This window comes from Vibrio kasasachensis (assembly GCF_050337565.1).
In the GTDB taxonomy this organism is placed as follows: Bacteria; Pseudomonadota; Gammaproteobacteria; order Enterobacterales; family Vibrionaceae; genus Vibrio; species Vibrio kasasachensis.
Window position 1 is genome coordinate 66,964 of sequence record NZ_JAKJTB010000022.1, and the last position, 17,000, is coordinate 83,963.

The following is a 17,000-nucleotide window of genomic DNA, read 5'->3' on the forward strand; positions in this document are numbered from 1 at the left end:
TCGGGTTCTATTAAACAAAGTTATCGTTAAAGTCTAACGCCTATCGGCGATAAGCTCGCCAACTGAACACCCAAAATGTGACACCTACTATAGCGCCACATGTCGATAGCTGTTCATAAGTGTTGTTAGCCAATATTGCCGAGCATACGACTAATGTGGCGCCAACACCAAATAAAAATTTTCCAGTTGCCTGCTGACGCTTCGATGAGCGGTAGCCTTGATAGAGTTGATCCATGCGCTGATTAAGCGCTTTGCCCTGCTTTAAACTATCATAAAGCAGCTCTGGTAACTCTGGCAGCTTCTCTGCCCAAAACGGCGCACGGTCTTTCACTGCGTCAATCACCGCTTGCGGTCCAACCTGCTTCATCATCCATTTCTCTAGGAATGGCTTGGCGGTTTCCCATAAATCTAGCTGAGGATATAACTGACGACCCAAACCTTCAACATACAACAAGGTCTTTTGCAGCAGCACTAGCTGAGGCTGCACTTCCATTTCAAATCGGCGCGCAGTATTAAACAAGTTAAGCAGCACATGACCAAATGAAATTTCACACAGTGGTTTAGCAAAAATTGGTTCACAAACAATGCGAATGGCAAATTCAAACTCATCTATGTTGGTTTCACGTGGAACCCAACCTGATTCAACATGTAATTCAGCTACACGGCGATAATCGCGATTAAAAAAAGCTAAAAAGTTTTCCGCAAGATAGCGCTTATCATCACTATTTAGTGTTCCGACAATACCGCAATCGAGACCAATCCACATTGGGTTTTCTGGATGTTCAGGCTTAACAAACACATTGCCGGGGTGCATGTCTGCGTGGAAGAAGCTATCACGAAATACTTGGGTAAAGAACACACTCACACCACGCTCCGCAAGAAGCTTCATGTTGGTGCCATTTGCCTTCAATCCTTCAATATCAGAAACTTGAAAACCGTAGATTCGCTCTGAAACCATCAAGCTTTTACTACTAAACTCCGGATAAACTTCCGGTACGTATAGCTCTTCACTGCCTTCAAAGTTTCGACGTAGCTGAATTGCGTTTGCCGCCTCTCGTCTTAAGTCTAGCTCATCCAGTAAAGTCTTCTCATAGTCACGTACGACCTCGACTGGTTTTAAGCGGCGAGTTTCAGGTAAAGCTTTCGCAACAATACGCGCCATCCGATGCATCAACTTAAGATCGGCATCAATCATAGGACGAATATCAGGACGAATTACCTTTAAAACAACCTCTTGCCCGCTCTCTTTTAGACAAGCAGTGTGGACTTGCGCGACAGAAGCGGATGCCAGTGGTTTGATAGCAAAGTCGGTAAACCAATTATCTAATGGTCCGCCTAACGCTTTTTCCATCTGCTGTTTTGCTAACTCGCCATCAAATGGCGCGACTTGGTCTTGCAGTAAAGCAAGTGGGTCGGCGATATGCGGCGGGAAAAGATCGCGACGTGTCGACATCATTTGGCCAAACTTGATCCACACAGGACCGAGTTCCTGCAGCGCTAAACGTAAACGCTCGCCAAGATCTTGGTCTGCATGTTGATTTTTGATCCAAAACAGGGCTTTACGAGCCAACAGCGGCGCTTTGGTCAGTTGATGATCGGGTAATAACTCATCCAACCCATATTCGAGCTGAACTTTTATAATGCGGTATAGGCGACGAAGTTCAGATGGCGTCATGCGCGCTCCATCAATTGATTAAATTTGACTTCCAGACGCGCCGCTTGGCTTTTTACATCATCCACCTGATCACAAAAGTAAACGATCTCTAAAGGTGCGGGAGTGAGTTTCCACTCTTCGGTGATCACTTGCCCCAAGTGGTTTTGATGTTTTTTCGCTTTTGATTTTACGAACTGGCTTAAGTTTGTTGCTCCTGCAACTAGTGAGTGAGCAATCACATCACCTGTAACTCGAGATAACCATTCTTCCATGTCTGGTTTGCAATCTGTCATCAATTGGGCAAATTTCTGAGCCAATTGAATATCCCCCTCTAAAACCAACTTATCTTGTTTAATTAGCTTGGTAATATTGGCTTGCTCACGCAATTCTGGCAGCACCGAAAGATTCAACGATAGATAGCAATCAGGTTCATCTTCGTAATTCGCCAAAACATCTATCTGTTGGCTAAATACAAACGTCAGTGTTTTATTGACTTCTTTTAGGTGAACTTGAATAACTTGCCCTTTTAACCGAGTAAGACGACGACCCAACTCAGGATCGTCTTGAATCAGTGTATTGAGCGTCGTTTCAATAACGGCTGTCACTAATGGTTCGAATGGCATATCTACCCTTTTAGAACTTGTAACCACGATGCAACGCAACTATACCGCCAGTAAGGTTGTAATAATTGGTTTGCTCAAAGCCCGCTTCATTCATCATGCTCTCCAAGGTTTCTTGATCTGGGTGCATGCGAATTGACTCAGCAAGGTAACGGTAGCTCTCAGCATCGTTTGCCACAAGCGAACCAATTTTTGGTAGCAAGTGGAACGAGTATGCATCGTAAATTTTTGAAAGTGGCTTGAGCACGGGTTTTGAAAACTCGAGCACCAATAAACGGCCACCCGGCTTTAACACGCGGAACATAGAACGTAAGGCTTTGTCTTTATCCGTCACGTTACGCAGGCAGAAACTGATCGTGATGATGTCAAAATGATTATCGGGGAATGGTAACTCTTCGGCGTTTGCTTGTACGTAATGTACGTTTCCAACAATGCCAATATCTCGCAGCTTATCACGGCCCACATTCAACATTGAGTTGTTGATGTCCGCTAATACAACGCGCCCAGTATCACCAACGATACGTGAAAACTTTGCGGTAAGGTCGCCTGTACCACCGCCAAGGTCAAGCACATGTTGACCGGGACGAGCACCGCTACAATCAATAGTGAAGCGCTTCCATAAACGGTGCACACCACCCGACATTAAATCGTTCATAATGTCGTACTTTGCCGCTACCGAATGAAAGACTTGAGCAACTTTTGCTACTTTTTCTTCTTTGGCTACGGTAGTGAAACCGAAATGGGTGGTTTCTGCTGTTTCTAAAGCTGTATTTGATTGCACACTTGTATCCGTCATTGTGATTCCTCGTCGAGCAACTCGGTATAACTCTTAATACATAATTGGTTTGAGTTGCGGTCGATTAGTTTACTTTATCCTCACTCGGATGTCTTTCTAACTGCGATGGATTTTCCGCCATATATTCATTTTCTGTTCCATCTTGTCCATTAGCCAGATCAGCCATGGCTGGAGAGATTGGACGCTTCACTTCAACCCCAAGCTGTTTGAAGCTTTCCGCTTGGCGAATTACATTGCCACGCCCTGTTGCCAGCTTGTTCATTGCCCCTTGATAATTTTGATTTGCTTTATCTAATGCTGAACCAAGCCCTTCCATATCCTCAACAAACAAACGCAGTTTGTCGTACAGCTTACTGGCTCGTTCGGCAATAATCTGTGCATTTTGATTTTGACGATCGTTGCGCCAAAGGTTATCAATCGTGCGTAGTGCCACCAGCAAAGTGGTAGGACTCACTAAAATAATGTTTTGCTCCATTGCATCTTTGACCAAGCTTGGATCAGCTTGAATAGCCACTTGAAACGCTGGCTCAACAGGAATAAACATCAACACGTAATCAAGGCTACGAATGCCTTTCAATTGATGATAATCCTTACTGCTTAAGCCTTTAATATGATTACGCATCGCCAATAAATGATCACTCAGTGCACGCGCTCGGTCATGATCAGTTTCTGCATTAAAATAACGTTCATAAGCGACCAACACCATTTTTGAGTCAATCACTACCTGTTTGTCTTGCGGTAAGTGAACAATGACATCCGGCTGGTAACGTTTACCCGCTTCATTTTGCAGACTCACTTGTGTTTGATATTCATGCCCTTCACGCAAACCTGATTCTGCTAATACTCGCGCCAATACCACTTCGCCCCAGTTACCTTGCTGCTTGTTATCACCCTTCAAAGCTTGAGTAAGATTGACAGCATCACGTGTCATTTGCTCATTCAAACGCTGTAAGCTCTTAAGCTCATGAACCAGAGTATGCCGTTCTTTGGCTTCCAAATTGAAGCTATCATTAACTTGCCTTTTGAAACCTTCTAGTTGCTCCTTAAGAGGGCTGAGCAAACCCTCCAAGCTTTGGCGATTTTGCTGATCTACCTTTGCCGTTTTTTCTTCAAACAGCTGGTTAGCCAAATGCTCAAATTGCTGCTTTAAGCGGTCTTCTGCTTTTTCCAATAATTGCAGTTTCTCTTGGCTGGCTAATTGCGCCTGTTGGTGGCGAGCTTCTTGCTCTCGCAATTGGGCTTCCAATTGCGATTTCTGTTCTCGCACATGATTCAGCTCGTCGCCATATTGCTGACGTTCTTGTTTCACGGTCTCGAAGTAGCGTAGCTTCTCCATCACCGCCATAAATTTTCCGTGGGATTGCTTTAGCTCGTAAGCTGCTTTATCACGCTCTTCATCAAGCTCATCAAGCTCTTGCTTTGATTCAACAAGCGATTGTTTCAACTGATTTATTTGAGAGTGAGCCAATTGTCGATTGGATTCTAATTGTTGCTCTAGGAGCTGACTCTCAAGAGTCAATTTTTGCTTTACCCACCAACCAACAGCTATGCCACTCAGCGCTGCACCACCAAAGGCACTAAACAACATACTTTGATTCTCAATAATCCATTGCATAATAAGGCGTTGACTCTTTTCTATAGCGTAAAAATAATGGTATTTCACCACTGGATAAATGTCCAGTTTGTCGGCTAGATAATCAGCAGATACACTTAGCCTCCCGTACACTGTGCCACTGGTTTTCCGTGTGCGTTTTTGCTTGCTAAATAAAGGAATACTATGAACGAGCGCCGCGCCTTAGGTTTTGGTTTATCAGCCGTTTTGCTTTGGTCTACCGTCGCAACCGCTTTTAAGCTTACCCTTGCCGAATTCACTCCAATTCAAATGCTAACCATTGCCAGCATTGTCTCTGCTGTTATTCTGATCGTTATTTGTGGCGTACAGGGTAAGCTGAACTCTTTATCCGCTGTTTTTCTCTCTAATCCCTGGTATTACTTACTTCTTGGGCTTATCAACCCCTTAGCTTATTACATCATCTTGTTTAAAGCCTACGACTTGCTGCCAGCTTCTCAGGCGCAAGCCATCAACTACAGCTGGGCAATCACTCTAACTTTAATGGCATCGTTCTTTCTTGGCCAAAAGATTAGAAAACAAGATTGGATCGCCTGCATACTGAGCTACTTTGGTGTTGTCGTGATTGCAACGAAGGGCGATATTTTGGGGCTGAATTTTGAAAGCCCGTTAGGCGTGGGATTAGCACTGCTCTCTACTCTGCTATGGGCTGGTTATTGGATTTTAAATGCCAAAAACAAAGCAGATCCCGTGGTTGGTGTACTGTTAGGCTTTTTAGTCGCAATCCCTTTTGCCATCGCGATCAGCATTTGGGAAGGTGCTAACTGGAGCCAAATCAGCCCCTCAGGTTGGCTGGCCGTCACCTATGTTGGCTTATTTGAAATGGGCGTGACGTTTGTGTTGTGGCTCAGTGCATTGAAGCTGACTCAAAACACCGCTCGCATCAGTAATCTGATTTTTGCGTCGCCATTTATCTCGTTAATCTTATTGGCAACCATTATTGGTGAAAGTATTCACCCCACAACCTTGATAGGTTTGGTGCTGATTATTGCTGGTTTAGTCATTCAACAGATTAAATTTAAAAACAAACAGCAACTCACCACTTTATAATCACTACAAATAATAAAGGGCGCTTAAAGCGCCCTTTCATTTTCAAATTAAATTAGACATGTTGCCCAGCAGCAAAACCCGAGCTCCAACACCATTGGAAGTTGTAACCACCTAACCAACCAGTTACATCCATCACTTCACCAATAAAGAACATACCTTGTACTTGCTTACATTCCATTGTTTTAGAAGATAGATAATCAGTATCCACACCACCGAGAGTAACTTCGGCCGTGCGGTAACCTTCAGTTCCATTTGGCGCAATGCCCCAATTTTCTAGATATTGCGTTACTTGCTGAAGCTGTTTTTCATTAAACTGTTTCAGTGGTTTATCTGTTAGCTCTTTACGCTCAATCATGACTTCAACTAATCGCTTTGGCAGCACTTTCGCCAAAGTATTCTTTAAGCTTTGATTCGGGTGCTTCTCACGTGAAACAATAAGCAGTTCATCGACATCCGCTTCTGGCACTAGGTTGATCGTTACCGATTGCCCCGCCTTCCAGAACGATGAAATTTGCAGAACAGCAGGTCCCGATAAACCTCGGTGGGTGAACAGCAATGCTTCTTTAAATACCGTTCCATTTTGAGCCGTAATTTCAACCGGAATCGCAATACCTGATAATTCAGCAAAGTCTTCCTTATCTTGCTTATGTAAGGTAAATGGCACCAAGCCAGCGGTGGTGGTGATTACTGGTAGTCCAAACTGTTCGGCAATCTTGTAACCAAAAGGGGTCGCACCTAGTTTTGGCATCGATAACCCACCCGTAGCAACCACCAGCGATTCACACTCAATTACGGATGTATGCATGTCTAAGCGAAAGCCTTGTTCTATTTTTTCAATCAGATGTACATCTTGTTGGCAACGTAACTGCACACTTGCTTGTTGGCATTCGTCAAGCAACATGCGTACGATTTGTTTCGCGGAATCTATGCAGAACAACTGGCCATGATCACGCTCTTCGAACTCAATACCATGCTTACTCACCATTGAGATGAAGTCCCAGTTGGTGTACTGCGATAATGCTGATTTTACAAAGTGTGGATTACGGCACAAGTAATGACTCGCGCTCACATCATAGTTAGTGAAGTTACAACGACCACCACCAGAAATCAGGATTTTACGCCCTGGTTTTTTCGCATGATCGAGTACTAATACTTTACGACCTCGCTTGCCTGCTTCTGCCGCACACATTAAACCGGCAGCGCCCGCACCTATAATAACGACGTCAAATTTTTCACTCATTATGACTTACTCAAACAACAGTTAACGCAATAAAAAAGGATGTGCAGTTTTGCACATCCTTGCTAATCAAGGCGCTATTCTAGCGGTTCTTGCTCTGCTTGCCAATTAACCACGCTAACAAGCCCAGATTGCCTAAAAGTTAAAGAATAAAGGCAGCCAATAAAGTGACGCCAATCAGTGAAACCGAAAGGATAAAAAGCTGTCGCACGCGGTCACATTTCGAAGTGAATACTTCATCATGGTGATGATGATACTCTCGACTTTTCAAGTAATTGAATAATTTACATTGTTTGCTGACATTGCCGTGCGTAGTGAAGAAGCCACCACCATCAACTTGCTGGTACAGTAAGGGGTGAGCCTCACGCATGACATAAATTAACGAACGTAGCGCTGTTAGGTACCTTGCCATATTAACTAAAGTAACAAGCATAAGCGCAAATAGAATGGTGTCTGCACTGATCATCTTTTCCTCCCTACACCTTCTATCGTGCCCAAGAGGAAAAGACGAACTAATTAAACGTCTTTTTTGGCTGGCAGTTATTCAGCCGGGGCATCCATGATAGAAGATGAACCTTCTTTTGCTAAAGCGGCTAGATCTTTGTCGATAAAGAACAGTGCTTTACCGTCTTCACCAACGAGCTCTAACTTATCCAATATCCCTTTAAATAACTTCTCTTCCTCGTGCTGTTCTGCCACGTACCACTGCAAGAAGTTGAATGTTGAGTAGTCTTGCGACGTGAACGCTAAATGAGCCAGTTTGTTGATTTTCGCTGTAATCATTTGCTCATGTTCATAAGTCTCACGAAATACGTGACCAAGGCTCTCAAACTCGTGCTGTGGTGCTTCAATTGCACCTAGAATCGGCATCGCACCTGTTTCACTAATATAAGTAAACAAACGCTGCATATGCTCCATCTCTTCTACTGCGTGAACACGTAAAAATTCAGCGGCGCCACCAAATCCTTTGTCTTCACACCAAGCACTCATTTGTAAGTATAGGTTGGATGAAAAAAATTCGATGTTAATTTGTTCATTCAATTGATCAACCATTGCTGGGGACAGCATATTCAGCTCCTAGTCTTGCTATTAATTAACCAAACTATAACACGAACGTTCTCAGAACACTTTGTATACTCTATAGAGATCTGAGATCACTACAGCATAATTTTCACCCTGCGGATGCTAACCTTAATCCAATGCCCTACAGGAGATAGCATTATGAGTTATCAACATATTTTAGTTGCGATTGACCTTTCAGAAGACAGTAAACACTTGGTGGATAAAGCGGTTGCTTTAGCGGCGCCACTCGACGCCGACGTTTCATTTATTCATATCGATGTTAACTATGCCGAGCTGTATACCGGGCTAATTGATATCAATATGGCAGAGACTCAACACAAAGCGACTGAAGCCTCCCAGACACAGTTACAGCACTTAGCTGACCATGCTGATTACCCGATCAAGCATACCCTTGTTGGTAGTGGCGATCTGGGTAATGAGCTGTGCGAAAATATTAGTGAATACAAAGTTGATTTGGTCATTTGTGGGCATCATCAGGATTTTTGGAGCAAGCTACTTTCTTCAACTCGACAACTGATTAATTGCACTCCTGTCGACCTATTGGTTGTACCACTGAAGGATTAATCGCACCCGAGATTGATCTAGTTTAGACTGGCGGCTGGTATTGTTCATGAGTATTGGTTATGGGTTATCTATCAGCCGTCACGCTACTTTGGGCGTTTTCGTTCAGTCTGATCGGTGTTTATCTCGCAGGTCAAGTTGACTCTTGGTTCTCCGTATTAATGCGTGTGGCACTCGCCAGCGTAGTCTTCTTACCTTTTATTAAATTCAAGGGGGTAAGCAAATCCCTGATCACCAAGCTCATGGTGGTGGGTGGATTCCAGCTAGGTCTGATGTACTGCTTCTACTACCAATCGTTCTTGCTACTCTCAGTTCCCGAAGTACTACTGTTTACCGTGTTCACTCCAATCTACGTCACGCTTATTTACGATTTACTCAAAGGGCACTTCTCACCTTGGTACTTAGTCACCGCACTGATCGCAGTAGCCGGTGCAGCAATGATCAAATTTTCCGGCGTGAATGACAACTTCCTACTCGGCTTCTTGGTCGTGCAGGGAGCCAACCTGTGCTTTGCCATTGGGCAAGTCGGTTATAAGTACATAATGGAAAAAGAGACGGTTGATTTACCTCAGCACACTGTATTTGGTTATTTCTACTTAGGTGCTTTATTGGTCGCGACCATCGCTTTTGCGTTACTTGGTAATCTAGATAGATTGCCCACCACAAATACCCAATGGGGCATTCTCATTTACCTTGGTTTGATTGCTTCAGGTCTTGGTTACTTTGCATGGAATAAAGGCGCTACCTTGGTCAATGCTGGTGCGCTAGCTGTAATGAACAATGCTTTGGTTCCTGCTGGGCTTATCGTCAACATTGTGATTTGGAATCGAGATGTCGATCTGGTGCGTCTGGTCACTGGCGGTGCAATCATTATGCTATCTCTATGGATCAATGAAACATGGGTAAAACGGCGAGTAGCACGCACTTATACCTCAGCGATCTAACCAACTATAGCCTTTCAAACAAAAAGCCCGCGAAATTCGCGGGCTTTTTGTTTGTCGTTTGGTCATCACTAGTTCATTGAAGCTTTAACGTACACATCAAAGCGATTCTTTTTAGTTTCAATAGCCATGCTCGGCTTATGCTGATTCAGCCACTCAGCATAGTCAGGTCGCTTAACCACGACTCGCTTAGTCGCTAAAGCTAGTGCTGGTTCTAGCAATGCATCAGCATCGTTATCCGCACCAACCAAAGATTGGAAAACTCGCATCTCTTTTTTTACCAATGCACTTTTCTTCTTATTTTCCGGATGTGGGTACATGGGATCGAGGTAAACCACATCAGGGGCAATAAACTCGGGGTTATCAGCTAAACCACTCAACGCATTGTGACTCGATGCATGTAATAACGACATACGTTCAGAAACCCAACCACCAATTTCAGGATCTTGCTTGGCGCGCTCTAAACCATCATCAAGCAATGCTGCAACTACTGGATGACGCTCAACCATTTGCACTTTACAACCAAGAGAAGCCAGAACAAAAGCGTCACGCCCCAACCCTGCAGTGCCATCCAATATCGTTGGTATCGCACCTTTGTTGAGACCAGCTGCTTTGGCAATAGCCTGCCCTTTACCACCACCGAATTTACGACGGTGCGCCACTGCACCCGACGCTAAATCAACAAAAATAGCGCCTAGCTTTGGCTCATCTAATTTACGCAATTCAAGGCGCTGTTCGGTAAGCACTAAAGCGAACGAACTCTGCTCATCATGTTGCAAACCCCAGCGCTCAGCGATTTCATTTAGACGTTCAGTTTGTGTTGGATCTTCACACACAATTTGTAGTTGCAAGACGTGCTCCATAAAAAGCGCAAAAAGAAGGCCGAAGTGTAGCGAATTTTAATGCACGCTACTACGTTTGCTGTTCAATGCCTTATTCTCTAGCATCAACTCCTCAACCAACTCTTCCAACGGTTTAGGTTTACCAATCACATAGCCTTGCGCATAGTCGACACCAATCTCCATCAATAAATCTATAATTTGGGTGTTTTCAACAAACTCAGCAACCGTTTTTTTACCCATCTGTTTCGCGAGGTCATGGATAGATCGCACCATCAAGTGATCCATCTCATTAACCGCAATATCGCGCACAAACAAACCGTCGATCTTAACAATGTCTACTGGCAATTTTTTTAGATAACCAAATGAGGACAACCCAGAGCCAAAATCATCCAATGCGATGAGGCAGCCCAATTGCTTAATCTGAGTAAATAGTTCAATGGCTTGATTCATATTACTCATCGCGGCAGTTTCGGTGATTTCCAAACAAATCTTTTCACAAGGTACGCTGCTAAGACTAAGAGTTTGCAGCAGGAAATCAATAAACTCCTGATTGCCCATAGATTGCCCAGACAAATTAATTGAGCATAGAGCTAGGTTTTCCAATTCTTCCTGATGCGCTTCGAGCCAAGCGAGTGTTTGACGAATGACCTGCTTGTCGATGAAGTGCGCAATATTGTATCTTTCCGATGCTGGTATAAAAATACCAGGAGAGATGTACTCCCCATCAGCATTTCGAATACGCACTAAGATTTCAAAATGCATCCGCTCATCTTCGATATCCATGCCCATAATGCGCTGAGCAAACAATTCTATGCGATCATCAGCTAGCGCACCGTGTACCAAGTTAACGCAGCTCATCTCCATTTCACGATGGCGTAGTTCCTGATCATCAGGGCAATATAGGTTATAACGGTTTCGCCCTTCTTCTTTCGCCGCGTGGCACGCTGTATCAGCCTGAGCGTGAACCATCTGCGGTGACGTCGCGGTATGATCGATCAATCGAATACCTATCGAGCAAGTTAAATTGAGTTTGATTTCATCCCAAATAAACTGATGATCGCCAAGTGTTGAGATGATCGACTGAGCCACGTTTTTGGCGTCTCTCTCCGTGCAGTCTTTAACAAGAACGGCAAATTCATCACCACCCATTCTGGCCAATGTTGCTTTGTAGGGGAGCACATCTTGTAACATGCTCGCGCAAAACTTGATGGCAGCATCACCGGCTTCATGCCCAGCGGTATCGTTGATAACCTTCAATTGGTCCATATCTAAATAAAACATGGCGTGAGTTCGGGTATAGTTTTCAATTTCTTTAAGCGCTTTACCCAACTCTATTTCAAAGTGATTTCGATTGTAGGTATTAGTGAGTAAGTCATGTTGGGCTTGATAAGCAAGTTGCTTGGCAAGCATACGCATTTCCGTTACGTCTTCACCAGCAATAAGTAAGTGACCACTTTCTACCAGCGGTCTTATGTTTTCGCGAATCCATAAAGAGTGCCCATCACGATGGCGAAACTCAATTTCTCGTCGCCAGACGCCTTGCAAAGCTTGTTTAGGCTGAAGTAATACCTGCCTTGGAACAATCGCATTTTCATCAACATAAAAGTCTTTCAGCCGATGTCCAAGTAGCTCTTTCTCATGATATCCAAGTAATTGTTCCGCAAAACGATTGACGCGTTGAATTCTATTTTGTTCATCGAGCGTAATCATCATAACGGGCTGTTGATTGTAGTAATAACTTAGTGTCGCCTCTCGCTCAAACAAGCGCTCTTCTGTTAATTTACGCGAAGTAATGTCTCTCGCTTCAAGTAACACGCGCTGTGAGCGAGACTCGTGATCTGGCAATGCTCGAAGTGATAACTCCAATACCATTGCGCCATGCTCAGGGTGGCAGATTTCCGCTTCAAACTGGCTCACTGAATCAAAAGCAAGCTGAGAAAAATAGTGCTCTATACGCCCCGCAGCATCAGCTTGCCAATGACGATATTGCCAAATAGGAATGTCACTTAACGCATCATCTTGGTACAACACACCTTGCAGCTTACTATTAGTTGAAATCAAAATGCCGCTGTAATCCAAAATGCCGATAAAGTGATAACTTTGATCAAAAACCATCTCTATCATTGTTTGGTTGTCGCGCGCTAATTGCTCACTCTTTTTTAGGCGACTAAGGTAATAAACTAAACTAATAATCACCAAGCTTAAGGCAAAGAACAAGCTGCCAACCAGTCTCAACTCGTCGTGGTAACGTTCAGTAAATGCTTGGGGTTTATTGATGAGTATCAATGGCTGCTCGCCATCAATACCAAGTTGCCAATTGGCGAGTGCTTTGTAATCGAGTTTGATCTCTTGTGCACCCTCTTGTACTGGCGGCATCGAAGCGTCGGGTTGGTCAATGACCGTTAATAATAACTCCGCGGCTTGTTGACCTTGGATTCGACCATTTTGCATAACACCACCAACGGCACCCAAACCCAACCCTTGGTCATGAACCATGTAGATAGGTGCTCGTGATGTTTTGGTTATTTGTTGCACGTCCCTTAAACTCGTTATCCAACCATCTTCACCTCGGTAGAAAACAGCAAGAACCACGCTAGATTTTTTGTCTACCTGTGAAACGAAATCGAGTAATTCCGTGAAAGAATCAGGCACGATTTGCTCAACCTTGCTCTGCAGTTCGACTCGATTGGATAAGAATTCCCTGACTTGTTGCCGCACAATTTTGCCAGTTTTTGAGCTATCCGTAACAATGTAGATTTTTTTTCCATCTGTCTGAATACGCTCAATCAAACTTAAATTAGCAGCGATATTGATATTCTCGGTAACACCGGTTGCATTCAAATCTTGGTGTATTTCTGGCTCATAATTATTGATGCCACCAAAGATTACTGGTGTGTTATTCAATTCAGGGGCTAGTCTTTGCATCAGCTCAAGTGCATTATTATCACTCACCACGATGGCGTCATATTTCTCTTCATTGAACTTAGTTTGATAGAGGCGATACAGTTGCTCTAAATACTCGTCACTTTGTAAGCGTTTGGTATCTAGATATAAGACTCGGCTGGTGACATCCGTATCTTGAAATATGTCATTCAAACCTTGCTGAAAATGGTCGGTCCAAAAAAAACCATGATGGTAAGAGTGAACAATGAGTACGTCTTTACTTTTTGCAGTAGCAAAAGTACTGAACAAACAGGTAATAATTATTAGACAAAAACGCACTATTGGCTGCTCATAACTAAAGGGAAGAGTTTAATTTATAGTATCATTCCGATGTTACATTGTACTTATCTCAGTTCGAAAGGATTGACCAATATAGGATAATTTATGCAGGTTCATGCAAATAAGCTAGATGAACTCGACAAAGCCATACTTAAAACTTTAATGGCTGATGCACGAACACCATATGCAGAGATGGCAAAAAAATTCAATGTTAGCCCTGCAACCATCCATGTACGGATTGAGAAGATGAAGTCTGCGCAGGTGATTCAAGGTACCGAAGTCATCGTGAATACGAAAAAGCTTGGATACGACGTGTGCTGTTTTATTGGCATTAATCTTAATGCAGCTCGTGATTACCATTCAGCACTTGAAAAATTGAACGCTTTGGAAGAAGTCGTTGAGGCTTACTACACCACTGGTGCATACAATATTTTCGTGAAATTGATGTGTCGTTCTATTGAAGAGTTGCAATATGTACTAATAGACAAGCTACAAGCAATTGACGAAGTTCAATCGACTGAGACTCTTATCTCACTGCAAAATCCAATAAATAGAAATGTGAACCCATAAAAAAGCTCGCACAGTAGCGAGCTTTTTTAAATTAGCGTGAAGCTAAGTATTCTGCCAATTCTTCTACAGAAATTCCCTGTTCAGAGATTTGTTTCGCTAACAGGTCAACCTGTTCATCTTTACGTGAAGCAATAACTTGTTGAAAGTGGTAAACGATATCTCTCAGTATTGGCAAAGGAACTTGTTTAGCCGCGCTTTGAATACGCTCACCACTTTGGTTTCCTAGCTCATTGAGCAATTTGCCAAACATTACTTTTTCTGGAGAACTATCCATTTGCTCTAGAATTCGAGCCATCTCGTACGTCGTTAGAGACATATCTTCCTATAATCCACCCATCAAAATATGAAGTGTAAATATACACCGTTTTTTTACTTTGTCATAGCGACCAAAACCGAGACAAGGGTGCTTTTTGCAATACCGCCTATTATGCTACCGTTTGATGCCAAGATCGGCACGGTTTGCTAAATAATGCCATAAACCAAGGTAATACAACCATCATTTGAATTGCAATCATGGCTTGTGGCTCTAAGCCCGTACGTTGAACAAGAGCAATCACCAAACCAGAACCACTCATTTGGAACAAACCAAGTAGTGCAGCAGCTGTGCCCGCCTTATCTCCAAATGGTGCCAAGGCTTTACCTGCTGCGGCACCAAGGATCCACGCAAATCCAATTGATGATAAGAAAATCGGTGCCATAAAAGCAATTGCGCTGTTGATGTCCGCCAATGCCAGCATCAACACACCGGAAACCATTAAGATAGCTAAGCCAATGAGCAATGTTACGCGCGTACCTAATTCATCCATACACTTAGGTGCCGTCATACATGCGATAATATTGATCACTGCGTTAATTCCAAACCAAAACGTAAACTGATTCATATTCAAACCCAGCTTCTCCATTAACACAACAGGTGCAGAAGTTACGTAGGCAAGAATGACCGCCATTGCCAACATACAAAGGCTGGCATGAAATAAAAATGACGGAGTTTTTAATATCTCTAGGTACCGGCTTAGTTTAAAGACGGGCTCTTTACTCACTTGAGGGTTGGTTTCTTTCATCCAAGTCACCAATAGAACAAACACCACCAAAGAAAAAATAGCCATGAAACTAAAGCTACTGCGCCAACCGAATTGCTGAGTTAACCAACTACCTAAAATTGGCGCTAGTGCTGGAATAAAACATATCGCCCCATTCAAGTAACTGATCATCTTGCCGCTTTTATGTGGACCAAAAATATCACGAACAGTCGCAAAGGCCGCCACTGATGTTGCGCATGCGCCAAAACCTTGTAATAGACGAGCCATGAGCATCCACTCTATGTTTTGCGCGCCCCATGCCAGCAAGGCACTAACTCCATAGATAGCGATGCCACTTAATGCAATCGTTCGACGCCCCAACTTATCGGTCAAAGGACCCGCGAACAACTGACCAACACCCATTGCAAATAAAAACCATGTAATCGTATCTTGCGACAACGCATGTTCCACGTGAAACGCTTCTGAGATCAAAGGAAGCGCAGGCAAATAGATATCAATAGCCAGTGGGCTAAACAGAACCAATAATGTCAGCAAGACCAATTGTCTTTTTTGAGGGGGCGTTGATGTATGCATTAGAGCCACAATAATATAGATTAGTGAAATTTACGCTAGTCTAGGCTAGGCTAGATATTACTTCCAATGATTAAGTATCATTAATGTTATTCTTAATGGGAATATCAATGAACATTGAAAAACTTGCTCGAATTGATTTAAATTTACTCGTATGTTTAAAGGTTCTAAGCGAAGAGCTTAATGTTACTCGAACGGCAAATCGTCTATGCCTTTCTCAATCGGCCATTAGTAAAAACTTAGCTAAGCTAAGACTACAATTCGATGACCCACTGTTCGTACGCAATTCCCACGGGCTAACTGCCACACCAAAAACTTTGTTCCTAAAACCGAAACTAGATAACCTAATTCATCAGCTAGAAGTATTGACTCAACCCGAACTATTCACGCCTGATTCAAGTGACTATAGATTTCAAATAGCAGCAGTAGAAAGCGTTTACCCTCTGATATTACCACATTTTCTACCGCACATATTTAGGCAGGCACCAAACGTCACCATCAGTACTCATCCATGGGGAGATCAAACCTTTGCTTTAATACAGCGTGGGGAAATTGATTTGGGTATAACCGGTAAAGATATCGACATTAACGATGCTAAGCTGACGATGCTGCCACCAAACGATATCTGTGAACAAGAAATTTATCGCGATAACCAGAAGTGTTTGGTTAGAAATGACCACCCCGCCCTTCATCAACCTTGGAACTTAGAGAGCTACCTAAAGCAAAGACACGTGCAAGTTCGTTGTGATGGCAATGATCGCTGGTTGTTGGACTATCGGCTAGCAGACATAGGTAGCGAACGAGATATTGCGATTACCGTACCGGATTTCAATAGTGCTGCTAGCTTGTGTAGCTACACAGATTTTGTCTTTACCGCACCGAGTCACTTTGTTGATTTGTCGGCCAAACAGCTCAACTTAACAGTACTACCGTTACCGATGGAGTTTCCTCCCATGGCGTACACCTTGTTTTGGCATCGCGAGCGGGAGAATGACCCCGCACTCTCGTGGCTTCGAGCGATGATACGTGACAAAACCAATGCACTAAGATAGTAAAATAGCGACTAATATAGTGAAAAAAACCAGCCATTAAAAATACACATTACTAACGTTTGCAGCTAAGTAGCAAAAAGAGTAGCTTATTCTGCATTGTCATTACGTTTGCGCGACAACAACAAATTGAAG

General features: G+C 43.3%; 16 protein-coding genes. 5 read left to right on the forward strand and 11 right to left on the reverse strand.

Annotation, left to right across the window (positions count from 1 at the left end; genetic code table 11):
- Positions 1-40: 40 nt before the first annotated feature.
- The 4 genes from ubiB to rmuC form a co-directional block, all read right to left on the reverse strand.
- The gene (ubiB, locus tag L4C38_RS17735; RefSeq protein ID WP_428798882.1) at positions 41-1,675 is read right to left on the reverse strand and encodes a ubiquinone biosynthesis regulatory protein kinase UbiB; all 1,635 of its coding nucleotides are present in this window, start codon (positions 1,673-1,675) and stop codon (positions 41-43) included.
- Positions 1,672-2,277: a ubiquinone biosynthesis accessory factor UbiJ gene (locus L4C38_RS17740; protein ID WP_428798883.1), complete on the reverse strand. Its 606-nt coding sequence runs from the start codon at positions 2,275-2,277 to the stop codon at positions 1,672-1,674. The genes ubiB and L4C38_RS17740 overlap by 4 nt, the downstream gene beginning before the upstream one ends.
- 10 nt (positions 2,278-2,287) lie before the next feature.
- Positions 2,288-3,070 (reverse strand): bifunctional demethylmenaquinone methyltransferase/2-methoxy-6-polyprenyl-1,4-benzoquinol methylase UbiE, encoded by a 783-nt coding sequence (ubiE, locus tag L4C38_RS17745; protein ID WP_428798884.1) that lies wholly within the window; start codon positions 3,068-3,070, stop codon positions 2,288-2,290.
- 64 nt (positions 3,071-3,134) lie between these two features.
- Positions 3,135-4,685 (reverse strand): DNA recombination protein RmuC, encoded by a 1,551-nt coding sequence (gene rmuC, locus L4C38_RS17750; protein ID WP_428798885.1) that lies wholly within the window; start codon positions 4,683-4,685, stop codon positions 3,135-3,137.
- Positions 4,686-4,847: 162 nt separating this feature from the next.
- On the opposite strand from rmuC, the gene L4C38_RS17755 reads away from it, so the two are divergent.
- Positions 4,848-5,750, forward strand: a complete 903-nt coding sequence (locus tag L4C38_RS17755; RefSeq protein WP_428798886.1) for a DMT family transporter — start codon at positions 4,848-4,850, stop codon at positions 5,748-5,750.
- A gap of 52 nt (positions 5,751-5,802) precedes the next feature.
- Here the strand turns inward: L4C38_RS17755 and L4C38_RS17760 are convergent, their stop codons facing one another.
- The 3 genes from L4C38_RS17760 to ftnA form a co-directional block, all read right to left on the reverse strand.
- A complete protein-coding gene (locus L4C38_RS17760; RefSeq protein ID WP_428798887.1) occupies positions 5,803-6,990 on the reverse strand; it encodes a BaiN/RdsA family NAD(P)/FAD-dependent oxidoreductase in 1,188 nt (395 codons plus the stop codon).
- A gap of 139 nt (positions 6,991-7,129) precedes the next feature.
- Positions 7,130-7,453, reverse strand: coding sequence for a universal stress protein UspB (gene uspB / locus L4C38_RS17765; RefSeq protein ID WP_428798888.1), 324 nt, complete (start codon positions 7,451-7,453; stop codon positions 7,130-7,132).
- Between the two features lie 74 nt (positions 7,454-7,527).
- Positions 7,528-8,055: a non-heme ferritin gene (ftnA, locus tag L4C38_RS17770; protein ID WP_428798889.1), complete on the reverse strand. Its 528-nt coding sequence runs from the start codon at positions 8,053-8,055 to the stop codon at positions 7,528-7,530.
- Positions 8,056-8,208: 153 nt separating this feature from the next.
- Between ftnA and L4C38_RS17775 the strand changes: the two genes are divergently transcribed.
- Both L4C38_RS17775 and L4C38_RS17780 read left to right on the forward strand, forming a co-directional pair.
- A complete protein-coding gene (locus L4C38_RS17775) occupies positions 8,209-8,634 on the forward strand; it encodes a universal stress protein (RefSeq protein ID WP_428798890.1) in 426 nt (141 codons plus the stop codon).
- A gap of 59 nt (positions 8,635-8,693) precedes the next feature.
- Entirely contained in the window at positions 8,694-9,575 is an 882-nt protein-coding gene (locus L4C38_RS17780) for a carboxylate/amino acid/amine transporter (protein WP_428798891.1), read from the forward strand.
- A 68-nt stretch (positions 9,576-9,643) separates the two neighbouring features.
- On the opposite strand, the gene L4C38_RS17785 is transcribed toward L4C38_RS17780, so the two are convergent.
- Together L4C38_RS17785 and L4C38_RS17790 are read right to left on the reverse strand one after the other, a co-directional pair.
- The gene (locus tag L4C38_RS17785) at positions 9,644-10,423 is read right to left on the reverse strand and encodes a class I SAM-dependent methyltransferase (protein WP_428798892.1); all 780 of its coding nucleotides are present in this window, start codon (positions 10,421-10,423) and stop codon (positions 9,644-9,646) included.
- 48 nt (positions 10,424-10,471) lie between these two features.
- Positions 10,472-13,636 (reverse strand): EAL domain-containing protein, encoded by a 3,165-nt coding sequence (locus L4C38_RS17790; protein ID WP_428798893.1) that lies wholly within the window; start codon positions 13,634-13,636, stop codon positions 10,472-10,474.
- A 105-nt stretch (positions 13,637-13,741) separates the two neighbouring features.
- On the opposite strand from L4C38_RS17790, the gene asnC reads away from it, so the two are divergent.
- Positions 13,742-14,206 (forward strand): transcriptional regulator AsnC, encoded by a 465-nt coding sequence (gene asnC / locus L4C38_RS17795; protein ID WP_428798894.1) that lies wholly within the window; start codon positions 13,742-13,744, stop codon positions 14,204-14,206.
- Positions 14,207-14,237: 31 nt separating this feature from the next.
- Here the strand turns inward: asnC and tsrA are convergent, their stop codons facing one another.
- Complete coding sequence (gene tsrA / locus L4C38_RS17800) at positions 14,238-14,522, reverse strand: H-NS-like global regulator TsrA (protein WP_428798895.1); 285 nt, start codon at positions 14,520-14,522, stop codon at positions 14,238-14,240.
- A 109-nt stretch (positions 14,523-14,631) separates the two neighbouring features.
- Positions 14,632-15,819, reverse strand: coding sequence for a multidrug effflux MFS transporter (locus L4C38_RS17805; RefSeq protein WP_428798896.1), 1,188 nt, complete (start codon positions 15,817-15,819; stop codon positions 14,632-14,634).
- Positions 15,820-15,926: 107 nt separating this feature from the next.
- On the opposite strand from L4C38_RS17805, the gene L4C38_RS17810 reads away from it, so the two are divergent.
- Positions 15,927-16,868 (forward strand): LysR family transcriptional regulator, encoded by a 942-nt coding sequence (locus tag L4C38_RS17810; RefSeq protein ID WP_428798897.1) that lies wholly within the window; start codon positions 15,927-15,929, stop codon positions 16,866-16,868.
- Positions 16,869-17,000: the final 132 nt, after the last annotated feature.